The sequence below is a fragment of the Rummeliibacillus sp. JY-2-4R genome, assembly GCF_053847205.1.
The window spans coordinates 3,953,296-3,979,952 of sequence record NZ_CM132623.1; the positions used below are offsets into that span (position 1 = coordinate 3,953,296).

The window sequence follows — 26,657 nt, forward strand, 5'->3', positions numbered from 1 at the left end:
TCATTCATGAGTTTACTATAACTTTGGTATTTATATTAAACCACTGTACCCCTCGATTCCTTTATAGAATGAATTGTTTTCCTTTCTATAATAGGGCTGATGAAGCCAATTACCGGTATATCTAAGGCCTCCACAATATCTTGCTCAGTTTTAATTCTTGTATCTAAAGTTTCTCTCAAAAAGGCAATGGCAACTCCTATCATTAAACCAATAATCGCTGCAATTCCTATATTTAAGAGTTTATTAGGTTTTACCGGAGCAGGGTTCTTGGCTAATTTGGCTGCTGATAATATATTAATGTTGTCAACCTTCATTAATACGGGTATTTCCTTTTTAAATACATTTGCTATTGTATTTGAAATTTCTACTGCTCTTGATGCCTTTTTGTCTTCTACTCGTATATTCAATACTTGTGAGTTATCCGTACTTGAAACGTTAATCTGATTTGTTAAGCTTTCAGGGGTACTGGTCAAATTCAGTGTTTCAATCACTTTAGATAATATGACAGGGCTTTTAATAATGACATTATACGTATTGATTAGTTGCAAATCAGTATCAATCTGTTGAGCCGCAATATTCTGATCACTTTTATCATTCTTTTGATTTACTAAAATTTGCGTTTCTGCTGCGTAAATTGGTGTTAATACATAATAGTTGATCACAACTGTTATACCAATCGAGACACCCGTAATGACAATTATCAGGAGTAAATATCTTTTAATGATTTTTAAGAAGTCCGTTAATTTAATGGTAGCTTCCAAATGTAATCCTCCTATCTAAACTACGAATCTATACCTAAGTATTATAGTGTCCACTTTCATAAGATATTCGCGCTATTCTCAAACTTTTCTATTGTCTACTATTAAATTGTGTATAGACCTTAACAAATGGAAAAGCTAAAAAACCACATTACTAAAATAAGTGAGAGAACCCCATTTTTGTAATGTAGTTTCGTTTTCTATGAAATAAAATTATATTAATATTACTATCCTTTTAAAATATGCTCCACCATTTCCTTTTTTCTATAATTCCAGGTTCTAAAAGGATTACCTCATGGTTGAATAGTATCTTATCATTGTTTTCTAATAAGTAGTCTACCCACTCTGATCGCTTATGCTTCTCTAAATAATTTAGCCCTTTAAGGAATAGGTATGGTCTAGTATCCAAATTGTGGACATCTGATCCATAAGAATGGACAAGCTGGGCATCGATTAAGTTTAGAGCAGTACGTTGCACAGATTTACCAAAATGTCCTGCAATGCTCCCAGCAGTTACCTGAGATAGAGCACCTTGCCGAATAAGCCGTGAAAGAAGTTCCGGCTTTTCTGCTATACCTTTGTTGCGTTCAGGATGGGCAATAATCGGCGTAATATCCTTTTCTACTAATTTATTGACCATATCAAATGTATATTGGGGTACCCCACTTGATGGAAGTTCTAGTAATAAATAGTTGGAATTAGCTAATGTTAATGCAGCCCCTTCACCTAGATGCTGGCAAATATGTTCGTGTATTCTAACCTCTTGCCCGATATGCAACGTTAACGGAATCTCCTGTTCGAATAGCGCTTGTTGTAATGTGGCGATTCTTTCTTTAATTATTCCAACTTTGGCGTCATATTGAGGGTGATAAGCATGTGAGGTAGAAATTATTTCTGTAATTCCTTCAGTACTAGCTGCTTTAAGCATTTTAATTGATTCTTCATAGCTTTTTGGTCCATCATCAACATCAAAAATGATATGACTATGTATATCGACCATATAAAATCTATCCCTTCTAAAAAATGGTTATTATTTACTTACTTCTCTATTTCTAAGTGTTATTCCTTGTAGATGAAACAAAAGCTGCATTTTCTAATGTATTGACACCGAAAATGCAGCTTTTCATTATTATAAACCACCTAAATATGCAGCTTTTACTTCTTCAGACTCTTGCAATTCTTTTGCAGTTCCTGACAATACGACACGCCCTGTTTCAATTACATATGCACGATCTGCTACAGAAAGTGCCATATGTGCATTTTGCTCAACCAAAAGTATCGTTGTTCCTTCTTTACTAATAGCCTCTATTGTATTGAAGATGGTTTTCACCATGATTGGAGCTAACCCCATTGATGGTTCATCTAACAAAAGTAGTTTTGGTTTTGCCATAATCGCACGTCCCATTGCTAACATTTGTTGTTCACCGCCGGATAAGGTACCAGATAATTGTTTACGACGTTCTAATAGTATTGGAAATATCTTAAATATACGCTCTTTATCCTTTGCAATCTCAGCACGGTCATTCCGCAAGTATGCGCCTAATTCTAGATTTTCCTCTACCGTCATATTCGCAAATACACGACGGCCCTCTGGAACTTGGGAAATACCAGCTTTTACAATAGCTTGCGCAGGCTTTCCTGAAATTGAATTGCCTAGATATTCTATTGTTCCTTGCTTAGGTTTCAATAGTCCGGATAAAGTTTTTAGTAATGTACTTTTACCGGCACCGTTTGCACCAATTAATGTTACAATTTCGCCTTCATTCACTTCTAAGGAGACACCTTTTAATGCTTGAATATTACCGTAAAATACATTGATGTCATTTACTTTAAGCATCTTAATCCGTTACCTCCTCACCTAAATAAGCTTCAATTACTTTCTTATTGTTACGGATTTCTTCTGGTGTCCCATGTGCTATTAGCTGGCCATGATCCAAAACATAAATACGTTCACAGATTCCCATTACAAGTCCCATATCGTGTTCAATTAGAAGAATAGTTAAATTGAACTTTTCGCGAATGAGCGCTATTAGCTCCATTAAATCATGTGTTTCTTGAGGATTCATCCCTGCTGCCGGCTCATCTAGCAGTAAAAGTTTTGGCTTAGCTGCTAATGCACGTGCAATTTCTAGGCGACGTTGCATCCCATACGGAAGATTCTTTGCCAATTCATGCATATACTTATCTAATCCAAAAATTTTCAAAAACTCAATTGACTCTTGTTCCATCTTTGCTTCACCTTTGAAATAACTTGGCAAACGTAAAATAGAACTGAATACAGAGTGGTGAGCAAGTGAATGGTTTGCTACTTTAACATTATCCAAGACTGATAATTCCTTAAACAAGCGAATATTTTGGAATGTTCGACTAACGCCACTTTTGGTTACTTGGTGAGGAGACATATTGTTTGTCTTTTTCCCATCAAATGTAATAACACCTTCTGTTGGTTTATAGACGCCAGTTAACATATTAAAACTTGTCGTTTTGCCAGCACCATTTGGACCAATCAAGCCAATTAGCTCGCCTTGAAACATTTCCATATTCAGATTAGATACCGCTTTTAAGCCACCAAACTGAATTCCTACATTTTCCACCTTTAAAAGAAGGTCACTCATTTACTCTACCTCCTTTTGCTTTTTTCCAAATTTAAATAGATCCGTAACTTCTTTTGTACCCATTAATCCCGATGGGCGGTACAGCATGACAATAATTAACACTAAACTATAGATAATCATACGAGTTTCAGGGAAGTCTTGAAGAAATAGTGAAATGACAGTCAGCAATATAGCTGCAATAACAGCTCCAGATAAACTTCCTAAACCCCCTAGCACAACATAAATCAAAATATCAAATGACTTTAAAAAGCCAAATTGTGAAGGTTGGATAATAAAGAAATTGTGAGAAAATAACCCGCCTGCAAGCCCCGCAAAAAATGACCCAATTGCAAAGGCTAATACTTTATAGTACGTGGTGTTAATCCCCATCGCATCTGCAGCGATTTCATCTTCTCGGACAGCAATACATGCTCGACCATGTCTGGAATTCGTAAAGTTTGAAATCACAATAATTGTGATTATTACGCAAAAGAAAGCGTAGGTCCAAGTTGTTAAATAGTCTACCTGCATTCCTGCAGCTCCGCCTACATAGTCAAGGTTCAAGAATATAATACGGATAATTTCTGCAAACCCTAATGTAGCGATAGCCAAATAGTCCCCTTTTAATCGAAGCGTAGGGATACCGACGATTAAACCAGCAAGCGCTGCAACAATTGCACCGATTAACAATCCTATCGGGAACGGCCAACCTAAATTGGTTGTACAAATAGCAGAAATATATGCTCCTACAGCCAAAAATCCAGCATGGCCAATTGAAAACTGACCCGTAATACCAATAACCAAATGCAAACTAACCGCTAATATAATATTGATGGCAATCGTAATAAATAGATTTGAATAATACATATCCAGCTGTCCATTCGAAATTAAGAATTGAATGACCGCGTAGACTACTAACGCTATTACAAGATAGACCCAAAATACTTTAGACTTTTTCATAAGCACTACTCACCTACACTTTCTCACGGGTGTTTTTACCAAAGATCCCCGCAGGTCTAAAGATTAGTATTAAAATTAGAATGACGAATGCTGCTGCATCCCGCCATAGTGAGAAACCTAATGCACTTACGATTGTCTCAACAACCCCCAGTACCATCCCACCTGTCATTGCACCTGGAATAATACCAATACCACCGAGTACTGCCGCTACGAATGCTTTGACTCCCGGAATTATCCCCATTAACGGATCGATTTTCGTATAATAGACACCAAAGATAACACCAGCTGCACCTGCTAACGCAGAACCAATCGCAAATGTAATGGAAATGGTATTATCCACATTGATTCCCATTAAACGTGCTGCCTCAACATCATATGATACTGCACGCATTGCTTTACCTATTTTAGTTTTATGTACAATGAATTGTAGTATAATCATTAGAATAATCGATACCGATAAAATCATGATTGATTGCATACTAATTTGTGCACCTAAAAAATTAATTGATTTATTTGAAACGACATCAGGATATGCTTCTGGTTGTGCGCCACGGAAGAAAATCGTTGTATATTCGATTAACAACGATACACCTATAGCTGTTATTAATGCTGCTATACGCGTTGCATTACGTAAACGTTTATAAGCAATTCGCTCAATTAATACACCTAAAATAGCACATACAATCATTGCTAAAAGTAAAGCAGGGATAAATCCAATATCCCATCGTGCAATACCATAAAACCCAATGAATGCCCCAATCATAAATACATCGCCATGTGCAAAGTTAATCAGCTTGATAATGCCATATACCATCGTGTAGCCCAGAGCTATTAATGCATAAATACTACCGAGTGAAATACCATTAACTAATTGTTGCAACCATTCCATTAAAATTTCACTCCTTCTATTAAGTTTTGGCTTAGTTTAAAACAAGAAAAGGGAGGACAGTTTCCCCCCTTTTCACCTAACACATTAAGGATTAACTTTAGAGTTGAACACTTGTTTACCGTCTTTAAATTCAAGAACTGTTGCCGTTTTCACCGGGTTATGTTTTTCGTCCACTGAGAAGTTACCTGTTACTAAAGATAAGTCCTTAGTTTCTTCTAAAGCTTTTTTAACTTTTTCGCCATCCGTTGATCCAGCACGTTCAACTGCATCTTTTAACCAATATACTGTGTCATATCCTAAAGCATTAAATGCATCAGGTGCTTGGTCTTTATTTGCTGCCTTAAATGCTGCTACGAATTTTTGGATTTTTTCATCAGGGTCTTCTGCAGAATAGTGGTTTGTAAAGTACGTATTATTTAATGCATCTTTACCAGCTAATTCAAGCATTTTTGGAGAATCCCAACCATCTCCGCCCATCAAAGGCACGTCAATTCCTGCTGCGCGGGCTTGTTTAATAATTAAACCTACTTCCTCGTAATAACCAGGAATATAGATAAAATCAGGTTTTTTAGATTTTAAACGAGTTAAAGTTGATTTGAAATCTGTATCCTTTGCCACATAAGATTCCTCTGCAACAACCTTACCTCCGTTTTTCTCAACTGTTTCTTTAAATGATTTTGCTAATCCTTTTGCATAATCACTCGCACTATCAGCGAAAATTGCTACATTCTTTGTTTTCAATGTATTTAGAGCAAAGTTTGCAGCAATTTGACCTTGGAATGGATCGATAAAGCATGTACGGAATGCGTATTCGTTTAGCTCGCCTTTTTCATTAATCGTTACTGTTTCAGATGTTGCTGATGGGCCAATAACTGGCATCTTATTCTTATTTGCAATTTGTACTGCGGCTACTGTATCACCTGAAGTTGCGGAACCTATTTGTGCTACAACTTTTTCTTGAGTTGCTAATTTAATGGCAGCAGTTGTAGCTTCTGCTGCATCTGATTTATTGTCAATTTCGACTGGTACGATTTTTTTGCCATCGATACCACCTGCCTTGTTAATTTCATCAATTGCAAGTTTTGCCCCTTTAGAAATACCAGAACCGTAAGATGCTACAGGCCCAGATAGTTCTAAATTCAAGCCCACTTTGATTTCATCACTTTTACCGCCATTGCTACCTGATGAAGTATTTTCTTTGCTACCACATCCTGCTAGTATCCCAACAACTAGAGATGAAGCTAAAAATACCGAAGCATAGCGTTTTAACTTGTTTTTTTGTATCATGTAATATCCCCCTTGTTTATCTGTATATTTTGATATTTCAGATAATTTAAGTTAGTCTGAAACAGTTAAAAATATAAGATTTTCTAATCCCTACAAACTATTTTCACAATCATATTGTAATTGATTCATATCATTTAGTCTATAATAATTTTTAGTGAATTTTAAATATTTAAAAAACATAATAAAAGTAGTATTTTTGTATTATATAAAGTACAAATTGGTATCTTTGCACTTTATATAAGGGGCTTTATTGATTTAAAAGAATTAGTCCATTAAATATAGTAAAGAGCGGAGATCGATATTGTTCTCCGCTCTTTACTCCAACTTTATTGATTTATGTCTTTAAATAATTTACTTGGCCAAAATGCATATTTACCAGTAACAGTTGTTAAAGCTGGTACAAGTAATGGACGAACGATAAATGTATCTAATAAAACACCAATCGCTGTTACGACCCCAAATTGTACAAGCGCTTGAATTGGCAATGTCGCTAGTACAGCAAAAGTACCTGCTAAAATTAGGCCAGCTGAAGTGATCACATTACTAGTATGGACAACCCCACCCGCAACTGCTTTAAGATGCCCCTGTGTTTTTCTCTTTTTCCAAATTTCCGATACCATAAAAATATTATAATCTTCTCCAAGTGCTACTAAAAACACAAATGAATAGAGTGGTATAGAACCTTGAATAGCTTCTGCTCCGAAAAGATAATGTAACACAAGCCATCCTGCTCCAAGAGCTCCAAAGTAAGATAAAACAACAGTAAAAATTAAATAAGCAGTTGCTATTATAGAACGCAAATAAATTAACAACAACAGTGCAATGATTGCAATCATCGTTGGTATAATCACTGATTCATCTCGTTCAATAGTACGCTTTGTATCATATTGAGTAGCCGTCTCTCCTCCAATCCATACATGTTCACTTGCTTTAGTTATACCTTCATCATGTAGAATTTGAGTTACCTTTTTCTTTAACTTAGGTATTTGTTCCAATGCTTCAGATGAATAGGGATTGCCACTCAAGTTTAATTCGTATAATTGCAATTGTTCGCTACTTTTCCCTGTTACAGGATTACTCACCTCATCTACGTAAGAAAGATCCTCTAAATTCTTTTGTAAGTCCATATTTTCCCCATCTATATCTACAATAACTTTAACTGGTGCTAATTCTCCGGGAGAAAAATTATCAGAAATTAGTTGGAATCCTTCTCTTGATTGCATATCTTTTGGGAAAGACGATAGCAAATCAAACGTAAAATGTATTTTAGGAACAACTGCTGCTAATCCCCCTAACAAGATAATAGTAGTAATAATTACCGTCCAGGGTTTTCGTGTAACGATATGGCCAATTTTTTGACTAAAGCGATGTTGTGCTTTTCGTTCTTTATATGCTTTTCCTTTTTTAATTGCTCTTTCCTTTTCCATTTCTTCTGTACGAGGAATGAATGGATAGAATGCAGCGCGGCCTATTAAAACTAACAATGCAGGTAAAATAGTTAAGGATGCAATCCCCATTAATAGAACCGCAAAGCTAAACGGAACAGAAAATCTTTGGAAAGCACCATAGTGTGCTAAGCTCAGTGTCAAAAGTCCAATAACTACAGTTAACGCACTCATCGCAATAGCACTACCCGATTCTTTGACAGCTAATTTCATAGCTTTATACCGGTCTTCTATTTCAAAAAGAACCTCTCGATATTTGGAAATTAAGAATAAGCAATAATCTGTGCCCGCTCCAAATAATAAGACTGTCATTATGGATACAGCCTGAGCATCTTTTGTTATCCATCCTTGTTCAGCAAAAAAGCCAAGAGCTGGGCTGATTAAACCGTATGCAAATCCCACTATCAATAACGGAATAATAGCTAAAAGTGGTGAACGATACAATAAGATAAGTAGTACTAACACAAGTAAAACAGTTGCAATCATTAATTTCACATCAGCCTGTGAAAATAAACTGACTGCATCAATTTGAATTCCTACAGGACCGGATAAACGTAACTGTAAGTCATTATTTGTTAACTTCTCATCAAATGGATTACTACCAACTTCTTTTGCTACCAACTTTTGAAGAGAATCTATATTTTTCTTTAATTCATCAGTTGGAGCATTTGAATCAAAAAATACTGGTGTAACGAGCGTTGTTCCATTTTCAGAAACCTCAGTCCGCAATGTTTGTAATGGTATTGATCCTAAAGGTGGAACTGAAACTTGCGCTGTCAGTGGCTGATCAGCTAGTTTTTTATAGATATTTTGAATGTTTGTAAAGTCTTCTTCTTTTAATTTCCCATTTCGATGCCAGACGATTAATAGCGGATTCCCGGAATCATCTGAAAACTCCTTATTGAGTATTTCATTGGCCTGCTGAGACATCATTTTCTTTGGTAGATCATCTGTTGAGGCATTTTCAATGCTGTTTACTTGTGGCCATATAAAAGATAAAACCGTAACGAGTAATACCCACACCGCTAAAGTAATCCACCTTGTTCTTTTTCCGCCAACAAAAGATCCCCAAAGTTCAAACGGATCCTTTTTCATTCAAAAGTCACCAACCTTTCCTCAATAAAATAATTATATATACCGGTCAGTTAATTATTCAAGCATTTTTTTCTATATGTTATACTGTAAATAAAAAATAGCGTATTTAGGAGCGAGTCGCGTGCAACAAAAACATCGGAATCTAGGAAGACCTCGTCATGATCAACTATCAAAACCTACAAAGACCATTATTCTAGAAACTGCTACTGCGTTATTTTTACAGAATGGTTTTAAAATTGTCTCTATGGATGATGTGGCAAAAGCTTGTGATATAACAAAAGCCACCATTTATTATTACTACGCTACAAAAGCAGATTTATATACAGACTGTATGATTGAAATGATGTTACGTATTAGAGAAAGAATCAATAATATCCTAGCCACTGGCGAACCTTTGAAAATACGTTTATATCAACTCATTAAAATTCATCTGTCAGCTACAGTTGATATTGATTTAAATAATTTTATGAAGGACGCTAAAGTCAACTTATCTGAAGAACAACAAAAACAAATGGAACAATTGGAAGTAAAGATGTATGAGGAAATTGAAAAAGTATTTATAGAAGCTATGGAAAAAGGTGAGATTCCTCCATATGATTCAAAATTTATTACACAAATTTTCATCACTATGTTAAATGTGGGTAATTATAGAGACTCCCGTGGTAAAACCATTTTTAGTTCTATAGATGAAATGGCCGATCAAATTGTAGAGTTTTTCTGGAAAGGGTTAGGAATGTGATAGTGTACTAAAGACATAGCTCTTAAAATGTATACTGAGTTCGTTATATAAAAAAGCTTAGTTCACATAACATGAACTAAGCTTTTTCATTTTTTCTAATAACTAAAATCTTTTGATCACAGTTCCTATGTGCGAATAATTTCGAAACCACTATTTATTCAATAGGTTTCCTCTAATTTTTTCTAATGTTTGAGTAATTGCAAGCTGTTCCTCTTCAGGTACACCAGCTAAAATTCTCTGCTCAAACGCGTCAACAGTTACCCGAATTTCGTTGTATATTTTAGTTCCTTTGTCAGTGACTGTCATATGCTTTTCTCGTTTATCTTGACCTTGTTTCGATTCTACGTAACCAAGTTCCACTAAGCTCTTCATTGTTCTTGTAATATTCGGCTTTTCAACACTTAAAAGTTTTGCCATCTCTACTAATGTCATCGACTCAGAGGTAATTAAATAGTATAAAACACTCCACTCTGTCCGGTGTAAATTGTGTTTTGCTAATTGTTCATTTAGCTGCGTTTCAAACGGTCTGTATGTCAAAATTAGCTGATGAAATAAATTTCTAAAATTATTCATTATTACCTCCTAAAGTATCGAAAAAACACCCCTAAAGTTATTTTAGAGATGTTAGCCTGCATATGATTTCTAATTTTTTACTATAATCTGTTGTACAAGTGTGGGCAAGTCCAGTATATCCTTTTACTTCATGTCTTATTTGTTCTAAAGCTAAGAATAAAAGTATTTTGTAATCTTCTAAAATTCCTCACAGTATTCAAATATCATAATCCTCTCATGCCTATTGTAAAGGGAAACATTAGGTATTAGAACATCTCTTACTACCATGAATTGCGTCTCATTTCGCAAAAATCGAATGTAATCAAAAGATGGATAGTACAACATCACATAAATTTTTCGAGAATGTGCTTGATAAGATTTCACGATATTTATAATGACTTTTTGGAAAATCTCTATCGAAAACGGATGAAAGAAAAAGAAAATATTGTCTTGTGGTTGGATTATATATTCTTCCGCTTTCATGCATAAAAAACTTATGGGTGCATTCAATAGGCGATGCTCTTTTGAATAGTGTACTTTATTTTCTAAAGCATCTTGGATATAATTTTCGTTTAATTCAATTCCTAAAGTTTCGACATGAAAGCGGTGATTAACATAAAAGGCAACTCGACCTTTACCACAACCAAAATCAATTAAACGATCATCAGTTTCAAATTCAATTTTATCAAAGCAAAAATCTAAAACAGCATAAGGTGTGGGCTCGTATGGGTAATAATTCGTAAACATTGGTAAGCTCTGTTGATCCCTTGTTGTGTGAATATGTAGTAACTGATCATATTGTTGATCATACATTGAAATCCCCCACTTATTTAGAGATAAATTTCCTCACTAATGATGCAGTTGACACTCTTATAAAGAAAGTATAAGTCAATTCGCAACATATTTAAAAAGAAAAGGTATGTGAAAGTATTAAGGATATCTGTAGTAGTATTATTATAGAGCTCTAGAAAACTATTTTAATACTAAATTAGTCTAGTACAATGTGGAGAAATGTGTGGGATAACACTATTTACTGCTTCTATTACAGACTCGATACTTATATTATGCAGTCTTTTGTAACTAACAATGATTTATTTTTACTATTAACTCTTACTTGAACTTGAGTTAGAAGCTGAACTACTATCATCTGTTAATTTATTTTCAATTTTGTAATCTTCATAAAGTGAAGACAACCATGTACTATAGTTATCATTAATTTTTTGTTCAACTACTGCTTCTTTAACTTGATCTTTGACATCAGCATAGTTAGCCTCTTTTGCATCCTTTTTCCCAGTTACTTTAATAATGTGATACCCGTAAGATGATTTGACGGCGCCACTTGTTTCTCCAACTTTTAGTGAAAACGCTGTATTCGCAAAATCTTCATCCATATCACTTTTCGAGAAGTATCCCAATTTTCCCCCGTCAGATGCATTACTTGAATCCTGTGAATATTTTTTGGCCAATGTATCCCAATCTTCCCCATTTTTTAATTTGTCTAATACAGTATTGGCTGTTTTCTTATCGTTTAATAAAATATGGCTTGCTTCTACTTGCGCCGCTTGGTCGTATGTCTCTTTATTTTCCTTAAAGTATGATTTTAATTCTGTATCTGTAATTTTTAGAGTCGGCTCCATTAACTTTTTTGCTAGTAGATACGTTTCGATGCTTTTCTTAGCATCGCTTATTGTCATATTACTGGAAGCAAGTGCAGATTCTAACGCCTCCTCACTACCATACTGGGTTGCTAATGTATCAAGTTGTGATTGAACCGCCTTTTTAGAAACAGTTACATCTTGCTTTTTGGCTTCAAGTTCAATTACTTTATCTGAAATCAAAGTATCAAGAATTGTTGTCCCATATTGCTTGTTTAATGCTGTATTCAACTCTTCTTGTGAGATTTTCACATTACCTACTTTCGCTACATAACTATTTTTAAGCGCAATATAATAAGTGATAACTGCCACTACACATATAAGTGGAATGCCAATCGCTAAAATTAACTTTTTACTATTCCTTTTCAGTTTGTTGTTAGAATTCAATTCATTCATCTACTTCTTCCTTTCTTTTTGGTTGTCCGTTATTTCTTCTTTACAATACATACTATATAACCCCAATGTGTCAGTTAAATGTCGAGGGCAAATCTAAGAAAAAATAAAGAGCCACTCAAAATATATATTTGAGTGACTTCTTCTATTACTTCTTTTATTTAAAAGGAGATACTGTTCTTATCTGAATACTGTGTCTTTCTATGTTAGTGGAATAGCAACTTCAAAAATTGTACCCTTTTCAGAACTTTCCAGAAGACGGAGGTCTCCCCCAATTGATTGGGCCATCATCTTACTAAGAGTTAACCCAAGGCCAAGCCCTCTTACTTCATATTTTTTATTTTCTCCTCTATAGAAACGTTCAAAAACAAGCATTCGTTCTTCAGCTGGAATTCCTCCTCCTGTGTCCGCAACAGATATTAGTACATCACCCTCTGTTTCACTAAGTGACACGGTAATTTTCCCCTGGCCTTTCATTGCTTGCTTTGCATTTGTAAATAGATTAGTAAATATTTGTTGGAATCTGACAAGATCAATTTCTACTAGTCTAGGCCCTTTTAATAATACTAAGTTCAATTCAATATCTTCAGTATCCTGTGTAAGTTCCCACTGTGTTGCTGTTTCTTGCATTATTTGATTGATTTCAAATTTTTCAAGCTTTACAGGAATCGCATTAACAGAAAATGAGTTAAATGCTAGTAAATCTCCAACCATTGTTTTTAATTTGGCTGTTTCAGTAACAGCCATTCGGATGAAATCCTTTTGTTCTTCCCCCTCCACAACACCATCTTGAATCGCTTGTAATAAGCCACTAATAGATGTGACTGGGGTCTTTAATTCATGTGTTACACCAGCCAATAATTCAGTCCTCATCGCCTCTAATTGTTCTAGCCTTGACGCCATTTCTTTGAAGGAATGAACAAGTTCAAATACTTCTTCCTCTTTAATATTATCTGGTAATTGAATATTATAATTGCCATCTTGCACAAGCTTTGCTGCAAAAGCAACATCCTTTATAGGCTTTGCTAAACGACGTGACAAAAAGTAAATTGCCCCCAATCCAAGTAAAGCTAAACAACCAATCATAATGGCCAATTGACTATATTCTTGATTTAGACGAGTAAGATGTTCTTTTGTCTCCGTTATAATGACGTAGCCAACTGTTTTATTGTCGATTTCAATTTTCTTTTTGACTGCATAGTTAAATTGCATAGAAACTTCAGATTTAAATTTGGTAATAACATTCTTTGATGACATAACTGATTTTGGCAATGTCTGTTGTTCCATTGGGCCCTTCGGGTGATTGGTTAATAGGATATTTCCTTCTGTATCTACAATATAAATATTAGGCTTGATGCCCATATCCATAAATCGTTCCCGTTCTCTAAATACGTCCGGATCTAAATTATTATGTCTTGAATTCTCTAACGCATTGTTCGTAGAATTATCCTCTAAATGATTAGTAATTTCTTCTCCCATAAACTCAAGCATACCTAACCGGTTTTGCAATGTTGTATGACGTATCCATATTGCAGACAGGAATGCCACAATTGTTAGCCCTACACATAATGTGAGTAAATATCGGCTGGTCCAATATCTGGTTAAAGTGACCCTCTTTTTATTAATCTTATTTGACACTTAATTGATACCCCAATCCCCGTAATGTTTTAATCTCACCTTCAGTTACTGGCCAATTCTGTAAAGCTTTACGTAATCGTTTAATAGCTAAGTCTACTGCTCGGTCGCTACCATCATATCCAAAGCCCCAGACTTGTTCTATCAGTTGTTCACGTGTAAATGTATGATTAGGGTGTTCTGCAAGAAACATTAAAACCGACAAATCACGTGGTGTTAAATCAATTTCATGGTCACCTATCATTACTTGATGAGATTGCAGATTAATCTCTAAACTGCCAAATTGTCGTTTGGGCCCTGTGTCTTCTTGTGTTCTTCTTAAAACAGCTTTAACCCGAGCAACAACTTCCTCTGCGACAAAGGGTTTTGAGATATAATCATCGGCACCATCATTTAACCCTTCCAATCTGTATTTGACATCACCTAATGCCGTTAGCATGATAATTGGACAGTTACTTTCTTGGCGGATTTCCTTTAATATTTGCCAACCATTTTTTCCAGGCAACATCACGTCCAACAAAACTATATTTGGCGTCCAAGTATGAAATTTTTCAATTGCTTCAGAACCTGTATAAGCCTGTTCTGTTTGAAAGTGCACCTTCTGTAAATACGCCTTTAGCACTTGGCTGATTGCAAATTCATCTTCTACGATTAATACCTTAACCATAACAGATCCCCACTTATTTTATCTTTTTACTTATATGCTATCATCTCAATAAGTCAGTAAGATGTCTAACTTTTGAGATAAAAAAAACCCTACAATCAAGAGATTTGATTGTAGGGCAATAGTAAATTTTTTAAACTGTTTTTTCGTTTTCAAAGTAATTATCATATTTGTCTTTATCAAGACGGCCTTCCCATTTAGCCATTACTAGTGAAGCTAATGAGTTACCTGTAACGTTTACAGCTGTACGTGCCATATCAAGTATACGGTCAATACCTAAGATAAATGCAAGACCTTCTAGAGGTATACCTACAGCTCCTAGTGTTGATAATAGTACTACAAATGATACACCTGGAACGCCAGCGATACCTTTAGATGTTACCATCAATGTAAGAACTAACGTAATTTGTTGTCCTAGTGATAAATCGATACCATACATTTGAGCAATAAATAATGCTGCTATTGATTGATATAAAGTCGATCCATCTAGATTGAATGAATAACCTGTTGGAATAACGAATGAAACGATATCTTTCGGAACACCCGCTTTTTCCATTTTCATCATTATTCGTGGTAGTACTGTTTCAGAACTTGAAGTTGAATATGCTAGTAAGAGCTCATCCTTCAACATACGAATAATACGGAATACACTTAATCCACAAATCTTCGCTACGATTCCTAATACCACAACAACAAATAATATCATCGCTACATATACTAGAATTGCTAGCTTACCTAGTGGAATTAATGATTTAACACCAAAAGTTGAAACCGTTACAGCAATTAATGCGAATACCCCAATTGGAGCAAATTTCATAATTGTATTTGTTACCCAGAACATAGCATCTGCTACTCCTGAGAAGAAGTTTAGAACTGGTTTACCCTTTTCCCCAATGGCTGCAACGCCTAAACCAAATAGTACAGAGAAGAAGATAATGGCAAGCATATTACCTTCTGCCATAGATTGTATAATATTTGTTGGAACAATATGAATTATTGTCTCTGCAAAACCGCCGCCTTCTTTTACAGTATGGCTCGTTTCAACATAAGAGGAAATATCCCCTTTTGTTAAATGTTCCATGTTTACGCCAACACCAGGTTGAACGGAATCAGCTAAGACAAGTCCGATAATAATTGCAAATGTTGTTATAACTTCAAAGTAGACAATTGTTTTAATACCAAGCTTACCAAGCTTTTTGAAGTCCCCTTGACCTGCAACACCAAGGATTAAAGTAGAAACGATAATTGGTACAACAATCATCTTAATCATATTCATAAAGATTGTACCAAATGGTTGTAGATATTTTGAAACGTTTTCATTTCCGTAGAAAACAGCTCCAACTATAATACCAAGAATTAGCCCGATCAAGATTTGCCAAGCTAATCCTAATTTTTTCTTTTTCATTAACAAATCACCCCTTAAATATGTGGTTGTTACTTTATTTTTTATGAATTGTTAAAACTTTAATTTAATTATATAAGGGACTTATGAAATCCGACAATATCCGACATTTTTTAGAATAAAAAATTCTTAAAAAGTATATTTTAATATGCTTTTTCTATTAAATAGATGGGTACCATATCAAACTGAGATTAATTTTTACACATTTTTACTCATTTTGGTTTTTTCTTGAACTTTTCATTTGCATCTACGAAAAGGACCTGCATAAACTTCTTTACATTTATTTTCATTTTCTTTGGCGCCGATCCATTCTCTTGAATTGTTCTCATTAATGTCCTTATTTCAGTAAACTCAAAATATCGAGGTGCGTAATATTCAAATTCTGGATTTGTATAATCTACTACCCCAAGTGTTGCTAAGTTATTCATTGCTGAAGATATTGTCCTGCGAATTCGCTGTTCAATCGCTTTACTTTCTTTGATAATTTCAACACCACTAAATTTTGTTTGGCTTGCCAATTCTTCATATATATCTTTTAATGGGGGAATTTGTATTGTCTTTTTTTCCCTTGAAGACAAAAAGTCAATAATGGAGATAATATCATCACTTCCTGCCTCCCCCACAATACCCATATCATTTAGTATTGAAGAAACAACGTCTTTCATCGTACGTCGAGACTCTTCTATCGCCTCTTCTTCAAAGTTTAGAATAGACTTTCTAATGTTTAAAAGAGACTTCTTTAACACAAAGCGTTCAGATGTTTTCCTTAATACACTTTGTACTTCAATTCTATTAATTGGTTTGTGTATAAAAAACTCGATATCCTTTTCATACGCCTCTCCAATCATTTCCTTATTTTCAACTTGGGAAATCATGACGAAATGACCCCTAAACCCTTGTTTACGAAGTTGTTCAATCGTTTCAATTCCATCTAATCGTGGCATTAGTAAATCAATTAACACAAAGTCTGGGTCTGTTGATAATATTGGCTCCAAAGCATTCTCTCCACTATCAGCTTCCCCAATTATGACACCCATATCCCCTTCAAGGATAATTTGTTTTAGCATACGACGGCTTGCTGTATCATCATCTACAATAAAGTATCGCAAGGTTATTCAACTCCCTTTTGTATATTCTTTCGAGGAATTTTAATATGAAAAACCGTTCCTTTCGCTGGTCGTTCGATATGGATATTACCCTCCAGCATCTGGACAATTTCTTGTACATGTGATAAACCGATGCCAGTTGCCGCCACGCCTTGTTGGTTATATTTTGTTGTATATCCAGGTTCAAAAATAATATCTATATCTTCCTCAGAAACTCCTTTGCCTGTATCCATTAGTATAAAGTGGACCATTTCCTGCTCTTCAACAATGCGGAGTTCTATATTTCCCTCATCTTCTATCGCCTCAATTGCATTGGCTGTTAGGTTATTGAGAATGGCAAGTAAAGGGATTTGTTGAGTTAGTGCAAAATCTATTTTATTGTCGACAGTAAAACTAATCCTCTTATTTAACATTTCACTATATTTCATATTTGCATTAATAACGAATTCAACAATATTCGATAAATGATAGACTTCATCAGTTTTTGATTTCGACATTTTTATCTTTGATAATCCCGAGAAAATCCTTTGGGCATCTTTCTTCACTTCATGAATTTCCTGGGAAATGTGCAATGCATTCACACTTAATTCCTTTGCTTGTTCTTTCTTGAGTATTCGATATAAATCGAAACTATCTGCCATGATTTGTTCGATATGATTCATCATTTTTTGCAAATAAAGTGTTTCAACATACAAATCTGAACCAAGTGTAAGTTGTTCATTTAACTGCTTGCGTTGTTCAGTAATAATGATAGAACTATAAATACCTACGACAAAGAAGCTTCTTAGAATGGCAACAATTATAATTAAAAGCCAATCATAACTATCTAATATTGCATTAGGTAAGATTAAATAACGTTCAATATGTTCTGTACTGTTCGATATAATTTCAATTAAAGCAGCGATAATGCCCAATTTTAATGGTTGATCGATTACCTTTTCTACCTTTAACAGTTTAAACAAACAAACATATACCAAATAGTAGGAAAACGCTGGTAGATTTTCTACAAAACTAACTGAAAATAAAACATTGTAAATTATATTATCTGTAAGAAGACGAAACATGACCACTATTATTCCTGTTGTAACACCCGCACTAATTACAGATTTAGGAACGCGAATCAACAATAAGAGTAGGAATGTAATACTTCCTACACCAAAACGGAAATTTTCGCCATTAAAAGGAATTATCTTTATCTCACTACTAACTGCAGTAAATACTGCAATCAATAATATCCATATTGTTTCAGATTTTAACCATTTTGATAAAGTAAATTTCATGGTAAATCACCATCACCTAATTGCAAGTTTAAAAATTTTACATATAGCCTATTTTAACATTTTAACTAATATAAAGAAAAATATTTATTAATTAAGCAAGATAGCCCTTACAAAGATAAATAACCTCCACATTTACGAATGTAGAGGTTAGGTCTCTTTATGCTGTAATTAGTTAATCATACGTTTGACTAATTCACGATTACGCTCTTTAAAAATTTCGTTATGAGAAGATACCAGTCCATAAGCCGTTGCATTTGGTTGAATATATGTTTTTGCTTTGTTGACTGCATTGGCCGCATCTTGAAATGCTCCTGTAATTAGATTGACCTTTCCATCATAACTTACAATATCTCCAGCAGCGAACATTCCTGGCACAGATGATTCTCCAAATGCATTTCCTTTAATATAAAAGTGATCTACTAATTGTACACTTACGTCGCTATTATTCAATAATGTGGAATCTTGCTCAAATCCATGATTGATAATAACAGCATCCACTTCTATATGAATCGATTTTTCCGTCTTATTATTTGCTAGTACTACTGATTTAATCAGATTATTTTCATCATTAGCTATTAGTCGTGTAATAGATGTATTGCAATATACCTCTGCGTCGCTTGCAAGTAGTTGTTCAACCTGCGATTCATGTGCTGGTAAGTTTTCCTTTCGATAGCTCACATACACTTTTTTAGCTACTTGCTGTAACTCGTTTGCCCAATCTACAGCCGAATTACCACCGCCTGAAATAAGTACAGTCTGATTCTTAAAACGTTGCAAAGATTTAATTGTGTAGTTGAGATTCGACACTTCAAATCTTTCGGTACCTTCAATATTTAACTTTTGAGGATTTAAGATACCACTTCCAATAGCAACAATTACTGTTTTAGAATAATGGTCTATGCCATTTGTAGTCATTAGATGGAAGAGCCCATCAGAATTCTTTCTAATTGCCTCTACTTTCTCTCCTAATATGACAGTTGGTTGAAATGTAAGGCCTTGTGCGACTAATTGTTCAATAAGATTTGCACTAGTTAGGGGTTTGTGTCCCCCTACATCCCAAATCATTTTTTCTGGGTAGACATGAAGTTTGCCCCCTAAATGTGGCTGATATTCGATTATCTTTGTTCTCATCCCTCTTAATCCACTATAAAACGCTGAGTATAATCCAGCTGGTCCACCACCGATAATCGTGACATCAAAAATTTCTTCTCTTTTCATTCTCTGCACTCCTACCATTTATAATTTTTATTTATAATTTTCCGGAATTTATTAACATTTAGAATTGATTTTACTATAAAATGCAAATGATTTTCATTCTCAATTGTAATCAACAATATCCATTTTGTAAATGGCACTTACTATTGATTGGCTTATAAGTCCTTAAAACTCATAAGCGCTCTTTTATTCGACAAAAAATTTGACTAAACAAAGAGTAGGATTTACAATTATCTCGAATTAAAGATATTTTCGAAAGAATTTTTGAAAGGAAGATAACAATGCTTAGAAAAGTTGATTATAACAAAATGGGTACTAGCCATCTAGGTTGGTTAAACAGTACATTCCATTTTTCATTTGCAGAATATTATAACCCTAACAACATTCAATTCGGAGCTCTACGTGTTATTAATGATGATTTAATCGCTCCACATACTGGATTTGATTTGCACCCTCACCGAGACATGGAGATTATTTCTTATGTTGTAAACGGGGCTCTTACTCATCAAGATAGTATGGGAAACAAACATACAATTACGCGTGGCCAAGTACAATATATGAGTGCGGGTACTGGCGTTTTCCATAGTGAACATAATAATGATGACGATGAACTTCGTATGTTACAAATTTGGATTTTGCCTGACAGATATGGCCATACACCACATTATGGTGAGTTTCTATTCGAAATGAATGAACGTAAAAACAAATGGCTCCATATGGTATCAAACAAAAACGGTACTGCCCCTATTCAAATTAACCAAGATGCAAACCTTTACTCAGTAGAACTTGAAGCTGGTAAAGAAATTGACTTTGAAGTTGCAAAAGGTCGTCAAGCATATCTTGTTGAAATTGAAGGACATGCGAAGATTAATGATGTAAATCTTGAAACACGTGATGGATTGGAAATTGTTGAAGAAAACATTCATATTACAGCTGAAGATACAGCACATATTTTGGTCATTGAAATGGCAAAAATAGACTAACAGAAAAGGAATTGCTACCTGAATACAACGTCAGGTGGGCAATTCCTCTTTTATTTAGGCTTATTTATATTACATTCACTTATTTTAGCGCGTGTTGCAAGAAGGCTTTTGTACGCTCATGCTTAGGATGATTAAATACATCATCTGGGGTTCCGTCTTCTACAATTACACCTTTATCCATGAAAACAATACGGTCAGATACTTCGCGGGCAAATTCCATTTCATGTGTCACGATAATCATCGTCAATCCCGTTTGTGCTAATTCTTTCATTACCTTTAACACTTCACCAACCATTTCTGGGTCAAGTGCTGAAGTAGGCTCATCAAATAAAAGCGCATCAGGCTGCATAGATAATGCCCTAGCAATTGCTACACGTTGTTTTTGACCACCTGATAATTGGTTTGGTCTCGCATTTAAATACCGTTCCATACCAACAGTATTTAAATACTTCATCGCTATTTCAGTCGCTTCTTCTTTTGAACGTCTTAATACCTTTGTTTGACCAACAATACAATTATTTAAAACATCCCAGTTATTAAATAAATTGAACTGCTGAAAAACCATGCCAAGATGTGTACGGTAATCATTAATATCATGTTTTTGATCAAGAATATTAGAACCTTTATAAATAATTTCACCGCCTGAAGGCGTCTCAAGTAAATTAATACAGCGTAGTAGGGTTGATTTACCAGATCCAGATGATCCTATGACACTTACTACCTCACCTTTATGTACTGCAAAATTAATATCTTTCAGTACTTCATGTGAACCAAAGGATTTACTCAAATGTTTGATATCAATAATTTTTTCCATCATACGTTCTCCTTTGCTTGCGATTTACGTGATGTAGGACGAGCAATTCCTGCTTCGTCAATCATTTGATAGTTAGCTTCACCTGCTAGCCTACGCTCGAAGAAACGTAAGATTTGAGTTGCAATAATTGTCATTACTAAGTAGATTAAACTTGCAATAATGAATGATTCAAAGTAACGGAAGTTGTTTCCTGCAATCGATTTTGTTTGAAAGAACAATTCAGTTACACCAATTACATTTAATACCGATGTATCTTTGATGTTCATAACATATTGGTTTCCTGTTGCTGGTAAGATATTTCGCATAACTTGTGGCAATACTACGTGAATCATTGTTTTCCAATGATTCATCCCAATTGCACGAGCTGCTTCAAATTGACCTTTGTCAACACCAATAATTCCGCCACGAACGATTTCAGCCATATATGCGCCTGTGTTTAATGAAACGATAAAGACTGCCGCAAATGTTCGATCCATATCAAGTCCAAACAATAGGTCTGAACCGTAATAAATAACCATCGCTTGAACAATCATAGGCGTACCACGGAAAAATTCAACATAAATTGATAAGATTGTGTTGATGAATTTAATCAACCACTTTTTAGTGCCTCCTGTCCCTTTTGGAATCGTATTGATGACGCCAATAATCAAGCCGATTAATGCGCCTAAAATAGTCCCGATTGTAGAAATAACCAGTGTCATCCAAGCGCCTCGTAAGAACATCGGCCAGTTATTCGTAATGATATTTATAAACCATTCTAATGTCATCTTTATTTTCCTCCTTAAAGACAAACACTACCGACTGCTTCATTCACAATCGGTAGTGTTTTTAAATCTGAAAGCTATTTAGCAGCTGGTTGATTTTTGATCGCATCATCCATAATTTTGATACGTTCTTCTTCTGAAATACCTTTTAGAATTTCATTGATTTTCGCTGTTAATTTGCTATCTTTTTGTACACCTACAGCAATTGCAGTGTCTTCTTCTGATGTTTTAAATCCATTACCGTCTGCAAATTCGACCATTGCAAATTTATCATTAGCCGCTGTAGCTGACACTGCTTCAGGCTTTTCAGATACATATGCATCTATTTTGCCTGCTTCAAGTGCTACACGCATAGCTGGAAAGTTATCCATTGCTGTTTCTTTTTTAACCCCTTTAATTTGGTCAATCACACTGTAGTGGAAAGTATTTAATTGAGCAGTAACTTTTGCTCCATTAAAGTCAGCAATTGAAGTTGCAGTTTCGTATTTGCTGCCTTTCTTCACAACCATTACTAAGTTTGATTTGTAATATATATCAGAGAAATCTATTGTTTGCTTACGCTCTGCAGTTGGTGACATGCCAGCGATAATAGCATCAATTTTGCCAGATGTTAATGATGGTACTAGACCATCCCATTCTGTTTTAACGATTACTAATTTTTTGCCTAATCCATCGGCAATTTCCTTTGCAATTTGAACATCGTATCCACCTGCATACTCCGCATTTCCTTCAATAGCAACTGCACCATTAGAATCATCCGCTTGTGTCCAGTTAAAGGGTGGATATCCTGCTTCCATTCCTACAGTAAAGGTATCCTTACTTTCACTACTTCCTGATGATTTAGAATCTTTTGAATCTGATGAGCCGCATCCTGCTAATACAAGAATGGCCATCAATAAAACACTAGATAATAATGCCCATGTTTTTTTCATATTTCCCTCTCCCTTTAAAAAGAATACCCCTTATAATCCGTGCTAAGAGTAAAAATGGCTATAAAAAAAGGACTCTGAGTTGAACTCAGGTCCCAGAATATTCTCTAGTCCTAAATCCTCTACTTTTATCCCATAATGAGATAGCACAACTCAATAAACCAGGGAAGTTTATTGAGACAGTCCTGCAATTATTCACTGCAGACCCAGCATGTAACCTTGAGATCAATTACAAACTTCGGCAACATTTCCTTCTTCTTAAGTTTCATCGTTTTCTCTAACTCCGCTAAGAACTAATAAATATCGCGCCTCTACCTCACTAAAATAAGTGAGGTTGTATATTATTGTTGTGAACAGTCTACAATACTAGCATTCTCATGTCAACTAGTCTTACATTTTTCTTAGACTTTCATTCAATTCTACTTGTAGATTCCCATAGGCTATAATTATTCGCCCTCTTTTAATATATCTGCATCCACAAATTGAACTTCTCCAGTCATTGCATCAATTTTTTGGATTCTCCCTTTATTTTGGAAAGAAACAATGTAATCTAATCCATATACTGTAACTTCTTCATCTTCCTCATCATAACTAAAAGTCCGTGCAAGCTTCATTTGTAGTTGTTCTTTAAATAGAGCATCTGCTTGTTCTAATGTTATGTTTGGATTCATATCTAAAGAAGTCAATTCTAATTCGTTTGGTAATGTAATGGTGCAATCACGGATAAGCCCTGTATATATACCGACGTTTACATGGATTGAATAATCTTCAATACGAATGCCTTTGTGATAACGTATAAAGGTAAATGTTGTGAATGGTTCAAAATCGATGTCTTCTTCATCAAAGTCATCCTCAACATCCTCTTCCATCATTTCAAGCTCTTCAAAGAATTGGCGCTCTTCTTCAGATAAATCTTCTTCACTTAAAATATCGAAGTCATCTTCCTCTTCTAACTGTTCTTCTAGTAAATATTTTTCATGTATATCCCCAATTACAGTTTCTAAGAAAATTTTCGCATTGTTTTCTAAAAGATCTACGGGTAATTCTGCATCTAATTCTGCCCATTTCACCAATGACTCATAGTCCAGTTGCATTTCATCAGTTTGCTCAATTTTAATAATTGGTTCAGAAAGGCTTATATTATTGGCGTCCTCTGCTCTGTACCAGTAGCGTCCACTCTCATTTACTACTTGATACATATCATTTGTAACACCTAGTAAACTTTCAATAGATTTAGTAACTGTTACAGCTTCAAACGCATGTGCATCCATAAAATCACCAGTGAAAGCTGCATCACCAGAAACGATGTGACCATCTACATGAACACCCATAAATTCTTTTTTAGGATAATATACAAGCTCCATCTCGCCATTCTCTTCATAAATACCAAGCTCTACTAAGGTATGCTGACAAATAATATTTTTTGCATCTTCTGCTGAGATTTGAATATCTGGGTATGCCAATTGATAGTAGGATTGGAATAATGTCGCTGAAAGTACAAAGCCTTGCTTGTTTATTTCAATAGTTGCACCGGAATTAGGTAAAAATAGATTTAGTGCAACATCTTTTGCTTCAAAGACAATCAAATAAGATATGCCGTTCCATTCAGTCATCATATTAAAATGTAAGGAATCACGGCAAAACTCTTTTACAAAATCTTCTGCACATCCTATTAACTCATCAGGTGTCAATTCTTCATATTCATCTAAAGAAATATCATTATTTTCCATAATTTCATCCATATCAATCATAAATGACGTTAGCTTTTCATCGTCAGATAATTCGATATAACCGTACGTCAAACCTCTATGTGCATCTACAATTTGGCCAATGGACGAATCATCTTCATCAAGGTCAAGTTTAACAACTGGTCTTCCAATGATATAATCTCGTAATACATATTCCCAATTTTTCATTAGTTGCTTCCTCTCATCAATCTCTCTATTCTTCTTTCATTCTATTATAGATGTATAATTTAAAACTATCATAATTTCTATATTTTCTTAAAAATTGATTTTAACATAAATATGTATAACCTTCTTATGGAAATTAGAGTAGTAACACTAAAAGAGGCTATCCATTTTATTGGCAGCCCCTTTTTCTTATATTTATAAGTTGGTAACAAAATAAATCAATTTCAACTACAGATCAAATTTTTCAGTTGGCGTAACTTTTTAGTCTCATCGGAAGAAAATTTTCAACTATATCGTTAACTAGCATGTCACCCCTGAATCATTAAGCTGTTTTTCATATTGCTCGATTTCTTCAAGCGTATCAGCGTACCAAATACCTGTAAATCTTGAATTCACTGGTACGTCAAAATAATCGCCATCATAATAACACAACGGGAATAGTACTCCCTTTTCAATAAAATATTGAATAGCTTTATAGAAGGACTCATTATCTCCTCTCGAACAGTATGATAAAAACTTATTAGCTGATTTACCAAGTTGTTCATGTAAAATTAACATGGATGTGGATCCATTTTGTCTGAAATTTAAATCGATTGCTTTTATTTTTCCATCGTTTGTAACAATTAAATCAAAGCCCGCAATCCCTTTAAATCCTTTCTTGACTCCAAACTCCATAATCTTTCTTCCAGCATCAATTACCTCTTGTGGGACAGAATTCACTAATATATTGCCATTATAATATCCATCTGCATCTGTAAGTTGTTCAGAAGCCCCAAGATAACGAATACCTAAATCTTCTGAGTACAAGTATTGACAACTATAATTGTCCTTTGCATCAAGCATTTCCTCTATAATAATTGTCTCTGTTTGTTCTTCCTGGAAACGTTCTATTGCGACTTGTAATTGTTCATCAGTATAACAAATCATAACACCATAACCACCAGATGTAGGTGTATCATCACCAGGTTTTAGAATTAGAGGAGTTGACCATGATTTCAACTCATCGACTAACTTATTTCCATTTATAACAACACGTCTAGGGACAAATTGTTCAGGTACAATTTCCCCTAAATATGCCTTGCTATTTAAATAATTAAAAACATCTGCATCCATCCAATATAAATCACGTGCTATTTCATCCTCATCATGGATATAGTGAAACACAATTTCTTTCTGCTCTTTTTCCCAAGTTTTTAATACAGCTGCATACTCTTTTGCATTCTCAAATTGATACGGTTGCTCAGGGAGATTAATGCCGAGGATATTAAATAATTGTTTTGCTTTATTTGTTTGAGTTGCCTTGTGAACTAAGGTGGGGAGATCTGAAATTACTATTTCTCTCGCTGTTAGAAAATTAGATTGATCTGTATCTTGTGGCATCCATGGATTTTCACGAAAAGATGTCCTTGAACAATATACGACATCTTCACCATACAATTGCTTTAATGTATATTTAGGTTTAATTTTCAATCTATTCATTTGACATACTCCCTCCTATAATAAACTGTATTCTAGATAAATTTATGCTTAACTGTATCTATGCCTATAAGGTGCTTTAAGCATAAGCAAGCAACTTAACACCTTA

At 34.6% G+C, this 26,657-nt stretch carries 24 protein-coding genes and 1 riboswitch; of the genes, 2 read left to right on the forward strand and 22 right to left on the reverse strand.

Annotated elements, in window-relative coordinates; genetic code table 11:
* Positions 1-35: 35 nt before the first annotated feature.
* The 8 genes from ACWV26_RS19520 to ACWV26_RS19555 all read right to left on the reverse strand — a co-directional run bounded on the left by ACWV26_RS19520 (position 36) and on the right by ACWV26_RS19555 (position 9,028).
* Positions 36-761, reverse strand: coding sequence for a YveK family protein (locus tag ACWV26_RS19520; RefSeq protein WP_455896313.1), 726 nt, complete (start codon positions 759-761; stop codon positions 36-38).
* A 232-nt stretch (positions 762-993) separates the two neighbouring features.
* Entirely contained in the window at positions 994-1,758 is a 765-nt protein-coding gene (locus ACWV26_RS19525; protein WP_455896314.1) for a tyrosine-protein phosphatase, read from the reverse strand.
* Positions 1,759-1,887: 129 nt separating this feature from the next.
* Positions 1,888-2,595: an ABC transporter ATP-binding protein gene (locus ACWV26_RS19530; protein WP_455896315.1), complete on the reverse strand. Its 708-nt coding sequence runs from the start codon at positions 2,593-2,595 to the stop codon at positions 1,888-1,890.
* Position 2,596: 1 nt separating this feature from the next.
* Complete coding sequence (locus ACWV26_RS19535; RefSeq protein ID WP_455896316.1) at positions 2,597-3,373, reverse strand: ABC transporter ATP-binding protein; 777 nt, start codon at positions 3,371-3,373, stop codon at positions 2,597-2,599.
* Entirely contained in the window at positions 3,374-4,312 is a 939-nt protein-coding gene (locus ACWV26_RS19540) for a branched-chain amino acid ABC transporter permease (protein ID WP_455896317.1), read from the reverse strand.
* 13 nt (positions 4,313-4,325) lie between these two features.
* Entirely contained in the window at positions 4,326-5,201 is an 876-nt protein-coding gene (locus ACWV26_RS19545; RefSeq protein WP_455896318.1) for a branched-chain amino acid ABC transporter permease, read from the reverse strand.
* A gap of 84 nt (positions 5,202-5,285) precedes the next feature.
* Complete coding sequence (locus tag ACWV26_RS19550; RefSeq protein ID WP_455896319.1) at positions 5,286-6,488, reverse strand: ABC transporter substrate-binding protein; 1,203 nt, start codon at positions 6,486-6,488, stop codon at positions 5,286-5,288.
* 326 nt (positions 6,489-6,814) lie between these two features.
* Positions 6,815-9,028 (reverse strand): MMPL family transporter, encoded by a 2,214-nt coding sequence (locus tag ACWV26_RS19555; RefSeq protein ID WP_455896320.1) that lies wholly within the window; start codon positions 9,026-9,028, stop codon positions 6,815-6,817.
* A gap of 121 nt (positions 9,029-9,149) precedes the next feature.
* Between ACWV26_RS19555 and ACWV26_RS19560 the strand changes: the two genes are divergently transcribed.
* Positions 9,150-9,767, forward strand: coding sequence for a TetR/AcrR family transcriptional regulator (locus ACWV26_RS19560; RefSeq protein WP_455896321.1), 618 nt, complete (start codon positions 9,150-9,152; stop codon positions 9,765-9,767).
* A gap of 150 nt (positions 9,768-9,917) precedes the next feature.
* Here ACWV26_RS19560 and ACWV26_RS19565 read toward each other — a convergent pair whose 3' ends face one another.
* The 9 genes from ACWV26_RS19565 to ACWV26_RS19605 form a co-directional block, all read right to left on the reverse strand.
* Entirely contained in the window at positions 9,918-10,340 is a 423-nt protein-coding gene (locus tag ACWV26_RS19565; protein ID WP_455896322.1) for a MarR family winged helix-turn-helix transcriptional regulator, read from the reverse strand.
* 177 nt (positions 10,341-10,517) lie between these two features.
* Positions 10,518-11,132, reverse strand: coding sequence for an SAM-dependent methyltransferase (locus ACWV26_RS19570; protein ID WP_455896323.1), 615 nt, complete (start codon positions 11,130-11,132; stop codon positions 10,518-10,520).
* Positions 11,133-11,422: 290 nt separating this feature from the next.
* Positions 11,423-12,370 (reverse strand): peptidylprolyl isomerase, encoded by a 948-nt coding sequence (locus ACWV26_RS19575; RefSeq protein WP_455896324.1) that lies wholly within the window; start codon positions 12,368-12,370, stop codon positions 11,423-11,425.
* Between the two features lie 198 nt (positions 12,371-12,568).
* Positions 12,569-14,005 (reverse strand): HAMP domain-containing sensor histidine kinase, encoded by a 1,437-nt coding sequence (locus ACWV26_RS19580; protein WP_455896325.1) that lies wholly within the window; start codon positions 14,003-14,005, stop codon positions 12,569-12,571.
* On the reverse strand, positions 13,995-14,669 hold the full coding sequence (locus ACWV26_RS19585; RefSeq protein WP_455896326.1) for a response regulator transcription factor: 675 nt from the start codon (positions 14,667-14,669) through the stop codon (positions 13,995-13,997). The genes ACWV26_RS19580 and ACWV26_RS19585 overlap by 11 nt, the downstream gene beginning before the upstream one ends.
* A 130-nt stretch (positions 14,670-14,799) precedes the next feature.
* Positions 14,800-16,071 carry a cation:dicarboxylate symporter family transporter gene (locus ACWV26_RS19590; RefSeq protein WP_455896327.1) on the reverse strand — a complete coding sequence of 424 codons (1,272 nt, stop codon included), beginning with the start codon at positions 16,069-16,071 and terminating at the stop codon, positions 14,800-14,802.
* A 209-nt stretch (positions 16,072-16,280) separates the two neighbouring features.
* Positions 16,281-17,177 carry a response regulator gene (locus ACWV26_RS19595; protein ID WP_455896328.1) on the reverse strand — a complete coding sequence of 299 codons (897 nt, stop codon included), beginning with the start codon at positions 17,175-17,177 and terminating at the stop codon, positions 16,281-16,283.
* Between the two features lie 2 nt (positions 17,178-17,179).
* Entirely contained in the window at positions 17,180-18,454 is a 1,275-nt protein-coding gene (locus tag ACWV26_RS19600) for an ATP-binding protein (RefSeq protein WP_455896329.1), read from the reverse strand.
* A gap of 168 nt (positions 18,455-18,622) precedes the next feature.
* Positions 18,623-19,672, reverse strand: coding sequence for an NAD(P)/FAD-dependent oxidoreductase (locus ACWV26_RS19605; RefSeq protein ID WP_455896330.1), 1,050 nt, complete (start codon positions 19,670-19,672; stop codon positions 18,623-18,625).
* A 278-nt stretch (positions 19,673-19,950) separates the two neighbouring features.
* Between ACWV26_RS19605 and ACWV26_RS19610 the strand changes: the two genes are divergently transcribed.
* Positions 19,951-20,652: a pirin family protein gene (locus ACWV26_RS19610; RefSeq protein ID WP_455896331.1), complete on the forward strand. Its 702-nt coding sequence runs from the start codon at positions 19,951-19,953 to the stop codon at positions 20,650-20,652.
* A gap of 79 nt (positions 20,653-20,731) precedes the next feature.
* Here the strand turns inward: ACWV26_RS19610 and ACWV26_RS19615 are convergent, their stop codons facing one another.
* The 5 genes from ACWV26_RS19615 to ldmS form a co-directional block, all read right to left on the reverse strand.
* Entirely contained in the window at positions 20,732-21,466 is a 735-nt protein-coding gene (locus tag ACWV26_RS19615) for an amino acid ABC transporter ATP-binding protein (protein ID WP_455896332.1), read from the reverse strand.
* Positions 21,466-22,233, reverse strand: coding sequence for an amino acid ABC transporter permease (locus ACWV26_RS19620; protein WP_455896333.1), 768 nt, complete (start codon positions 22,231-22,233; stop codon positions 21,466-21,468). Before ACWV26_RS19620 ends, ACWV26_RS19615 begins: the two co-directional genes overlap by 1 nt.
* Positions 22,234-22,307: 74 nt before the next feature.
* Positions 22,308-23,162, reverse strand: coding sequence for a transporter substrate-binding domain-containing protein (locus ACWV26_RS19625; RefSeq protein WP_455896334.1), 855 nt, complete (start codon positions 23,160-23,162; stop codon positions 22,308-22,310).
* A 133-nt stretch (positions 23,163-23,295) separates the two neighbouring features.
* A riboswitch (Lysine riboswitch) is annotated at positions 23,296-23,481 on the reverse strand.
* A gap of 124 nt (positions 23,482-23,605) precedes the next feature.
* Positions 23,606-25,075, reverse strand: coding sequence for a hypothetical protein (locus ACWV26_RS19630; protein WP_455896335.1), 1,470 nt, complete (start codon positions 25,073-25,075; stop codon positions 23,606-23,608).
* Positions 25,076-25,372: 297 nt separating this feature from the next.
* Positions 25,373-26,551, reverse strand: a complete 1,179-nt coding sequence (ldmS, locus tag ACWV26_RS19635; protein WP_455896336.1) for an L-aspartate--L-methionine ligase LdmS — start codon at positions 26,549-26,551, stop codon at positions 25,373-25,375.
* Positions 26,552-26,657 lie beyond the last annotated feature (106 nt).